The sequence below is a fragment of the Dietzia sp. SLG310A2-38A2 genome (genome assembly GCF_014145095.1).
GTDB lineage: Bacteria > Actinomycetota > Actinomycetes > Mycobacteriales > Mycobacteriaceae > Dietzia.
Genome location: NZ_JAALDX010000305.1, coordinates 1 through 4,274, shown reverse-complemented (window position 1 = coordinate 4,274; position 4,274 = coordinate 1). Strand labels below are relative to the sequence as shown.

Annotated in this window: 3 protein-coding genes; 1 reads left to right on the top strand and 2 read right to left on the bottom strand. The window is 71.7% G+C overall.

Features of this window, described 5'->3' with window-relative positions; genetic code table 11:
• Positions 1-860, top strand: an 860-nt coding sequence (locus tag G6027_RS11325) for an MFS transporter (protein WP_182637278.1), incomplete at its 5' end; no start/stop codon positions are given.
• A gap of 78 nt (positions 861-938) precedes the next feature.
• Here the strand turns inward: G6027_RS11325 and G6027_RS11320 are convergent.
• Entirely contained in the window at positions 939-3,008 is a 2,070-nt protein-coding gene (locus G6027_RS11320; RefSeq protein ID WP_182637277.1) for an NADPH-dependent 2,4-dienoyl-CoA reductase, read from the bottom strand.
• A gap of 82 nt (positions 3,009-3,090) precedes the next feature.
• Positions 3,091-4,197, bottom strand: a complete 1,107-nt coding sequence (locus G6027_RS11315; protein ID WP_182637276.1) for a hypothetical protein — start codon at positions 4,195-4,197, stop codon at positions 3,091-3,093.
• Positions 4,198-4,274: the final 77 nt, after the last annotated feature.

The window sequence follows — 4,274 nt, the reverse complement described above, 5'->3', positions numbered from 1 at the left end:
CGACCAACGCCTCAGCGCCGGTGACACCGCCGCAGAAGGCAGCGCGCCGCCGCCTCGACCTGGACCCGGTCGGCATCGTGCTGCTCGGGGCGGCCGTGCTCTCGGTGATGCTGCCCTTCCTCAACCGCGGGGCCCACCCCGCGCTGTGGGCGTTGGTCCCGCTCGGGGTGGCCCTGCTCGGGGCGTTTGCCTGGTGGGAGCGCCGCTACGAGCGGGTCGGTCGCCCGCCACTGGTCAATCCCGAGATCTTCCGCGATCCGGCGTTCCGCAACGGCATGATCATCGTCTCGATCTACTTCATGGGCGGGACCAGCCTGTGGATCGTGATGCCCATGTATCTGCAGTTCCACCTGGGGTACGCGCCGATCGACTCCGCTCTGGTCAGCCTGCCCGCCTCGATCTGCGCCGCAGTGTCCGCACAGGTCGCGGGACGGTTCGTGCTGAAGCTAGGCCGGCGGTTGGTCATCGTGGGGTTCTGTCTCACCATCACCGCGCTGCTGGCGTTCATCCTGCTCGCCGGCCTGGTGGAGTCCGGGGCGGTGGGCTACCTCATCTTCGTGGCCCCCGCCGCGCTGATGGGCACCGCCCAGGGCATGACCATCTCCCCCAATCAGACGCTGACGCTGCGGGCGGTCGACCCCGCGTACGGAGGGGTGGCCGGCAGCATCATCTCGCTGGGCCAACGCATGGGCACCGCGATCGGCACGGCGGTCGTTCCCGGCGTGCTGTTCTGGATCGTCGAATCCCAGGACGACTGGCTGCTCGCGTTCCGGGCCGCGCTCGGGCTGATCGCCGCGCTGGCCGCGGCGGCGCTGGCGTTCAGCATCGTCGACCGCCGCCGCGAGAAGCGCTGCGCCTGAGCTGCGCGGACTCAGGCCTCGGCCCCCTCCCCGCCCCACACCCCATCCCAGTTGGCGGACGGAGGAAGGGGCAGCTGCTCAGAGCGTGGCCGCGAGCTCCACGCCCTGCTTGATCGCCCGCTTGGCGTCCAGCTCGGCGGCCACATCGGCACCACCGATCACGTGGACCCGGGGGTTGTCGCCCGCCCTGCCGCCGGATCGGGTCAGCTCGTCGGCGAGGTCGCGCACCGACTCCTGGCCCGCGCACACCACGACCGAGTCCACCGGCACCACGCGGTGCGAGCCGTCCGCGTCGACGATGTGCAGCCCGTCGTCGTCGATCTTCTCGTAGGTCACCCCGGTGTACTGCTGGACGTCGCCCGTCTTGAGCTCGGCGCGGTGGACCCAGCCGGTCGTCTTGCCCAGACCCTTGCCGATCGAGGTGGTCTTGCGCTGGAGCAGGTGCACCTCGTGCGCGGGGTCGTCCAGGACAGCGGTGCCCAGGCCTGCGCGGTCGACGGCCGGGTCCGTCACGCCCCAGTGCTGCTTCCACGCCTCTACGTCGGTGGAGTGGCCGCGGGCGCGGCGGCCGTCGAGCTCTAATCCCGGCCCTCCGGCCAGCAGGAACACGGAGACGTCGACGCCGATCCCGCCGGCACCGATCACCGCCACGCGACGGCCGGGTCTGCGCGCACCGGTGAGCAGCTCGGGGTAGGTCATGACCATCGAATGGTCAGCACCCGGCAGATCCAGCTCCCGCGGGCGGACGCCGGTCGCCACCACCACGTGGTCGAACCCGGCCAGGTCCGCGGCGGCGGCTCGCCGGCCCAGGTGAACGGGAACCCCGAGCACGTCGAGGCGGCGGCTGAAGTAGGCCAGGGACGCCGCGAACTCCTCCTTGCCCGGCACGCGCATGGCGTAGCGGAACTGCCCGCCGATCTCGTCCTCGGCCTCGAACACCTCGACGGCCAACCCGCGTGACGCGGCCGCCTCCGCGCAGGCCAGACCCGCGGGACCTGCGCCCACCACGGCCACCCGCCGGCGCGAGGGGGCCACCGTGAGCACCAGCTCCGTCTCCCGGCCGGCGCGGGGATTGACCAGGCACGACGCCCGCTTGTTGGCGAAGGTGTGGTCGAGGCAGGCCTGGTTGCAGGCGATGCAGATGTTGATCTCGTCGGCCCGCCCCTCGATGACCTTGGCCGCGAACGCCGGGTCCGCGAGCAGCGGCCGCGCCATCGACACCAGGTCGGCCTGCCCGCTCGCGAGGATCTGCTCGGCCACGTCCGGGGTGTTGATGCGGTTGGAGGCGATCACCGGCACGCCCACGGTCTGCTTGAGCCGGGCCGCCAGGTCGACGAACGCCGCGCGGGGCACCGACGTGACGATGGTGGGGATGCGGGCCTCGTGCCAGCCGATGCCGGTGTTGAACACATCGACCCCCGCGGCCTCGAGGCGCTGGGCGAGCTCGGCGGTCTCGTCCCAGGTCTGCCCGTCCGGCACCAGGTCGAGCACGCTGATGCGGTACTGGATCAGGAAGTCCGGGCCCACCTCGGCGCGGACCCGGCGGACGATCTCCTCGGGGAACCGCATGCGCTTGCTCGCGGTGCCACCCCAGGAGTCGGTGCGCTGGTTGGTCCGGGCCGCGAGGAACTGGTTGATCAGGTACCCCTCGGAGCCCATGATCTCGACGCCGTCGTACCCCGCACGGCGCGCCAGCCGCGCGGCCCGGACCCAGTGGTCGATGGTGCGCTCGACGCCCCGCGAACTCAGGGCGCGGGCCTTGAACATGCTGATCGGAGACTTGGTGGACGAGGCCGAGCGGACGAACGGCTGATACCCGTACCGGCCGGCGTGCAGCAGCTGGAGCAGGATGTGCGAGCCCTCGGCGTGGACTGCGTCGGTGAGGGCGCGGTGTTTGTCCGCCATCCGCCGGCTGGCCATCATCGACCCGGCAGGGAGCAGCCAGCCCTCGACGTCGGGCGAGAACCCACCGGTGATCATCATGGCGGTGCCGCCGCGCGCCCGCTCGGCGAAGTAGGCCGTGAGCTCGGGCAGATGCTTGCTGCGGTCCTCGAGCCCGGTGTGCATGGACCCCATCACCACGCGGTTGCGCAGGGTGAGAGGCCCGACGACGAGAGGGCTGGTCAAGTGCGGATGGCTGGCGCTCATATCGCCCATTGTGCCCTGCCCGAGGGCGACCTTACCCGCGGGTAAGGTCGTGTCGCGCGGGAGCCCGAGCTCGCCACCACGGTCAGTAGCGCAAGATCGCGCCGACCGCGTTGCCGTGCGGGAGGGCCTCGAGCACCACGAGCCGGCCGGACGTGGCGCAGGTATGGCCCACGGCGTCGTCCAGGTCACCCGGCTGATCCTCCGGACGACAGGCCGCCCCGGTGAGGATCAGCGTCTCCACCCGGCCCTCGGCGGCCGCGGTGACAATCTCCCGGGGGTCGCTCACCCCCAGCCCGGTCCCGAGGGCTTCCCCGAATCGCTCGGTCGCGGCGGCGGCATCGGCACTGAGGACGGGCTGGACGATCGGCCACGCCTTCTCCTGCAGCTCCGCGCCACTGGCATGGTCCGGGTTCCCGGCCACCACCTCGTCGAGGAGGTGGGGATAGGACAGCTCGTCCCTGAGCATCGGGTGATGCTCGGCCACTGCCGCCAGCACGAGCGGTCGGCGATCGGGCCCCGCGAGCAGCTCGTCGATGCCCGCGGCAACCTGGCGGAAGAACTTCTGCAGCATCACGCGGTCCACCTCGCCGCCGGCCCCGTGGCCGTGGAAGGCGGCGGTACCCCCGGCCGCGGCCTGGTGCTGCAGCTGGGGCTCGCGCTCGGTGCGACCCTCGGCATCCTCCATTGACCCCGGAGCGGAACCGATGTCCCGCTCGTGGACCGAACCCCGGGTGGCCTCGAACAGGCGCACCGAGTTCTGGCTCAGTGCCAGGATCAGGAACTCGCCGTCGCCGATCGCGGCCGGGACCAGGGGACGGACGGCGAACGAGTCGGACACGTGGACCAGTTCCGGCATCTCGGCGCCCAGCCGGAAGACCCGCGCGATCCCGGGAGCGGCATAGAGCGCCAGTCCGTGGGCCGTGTGCTGCCAGAAGCGGTCCTGGCTGCCCAGCTGGCGGAGCGGCGCGACCAGCTCGGCGGCCTCCTCGTCCGGGGCGCCCCGGGTGACCAGCTCGGCCTGCGCGCGGTCGAGCAGCGAGCGCAACCTCAGCGGGCCCTCCCGCGTCTCCGGTCCTCCGCGGTGCGTCGGCATGAACACCGACACCGCCGGTCCGGAGGCGGTACCCAGCGACTCCAGGTCGGCGGCGGTGATCGGATCGATGTTCCGGGTTCGTTGGATCGACGTCATGGGTCCGACCGTAACGCCGATCACGGTCCGATGCGGGTTGTCGGGCCGATCGTTGCGAGTCGGAGATGTCCACGGGA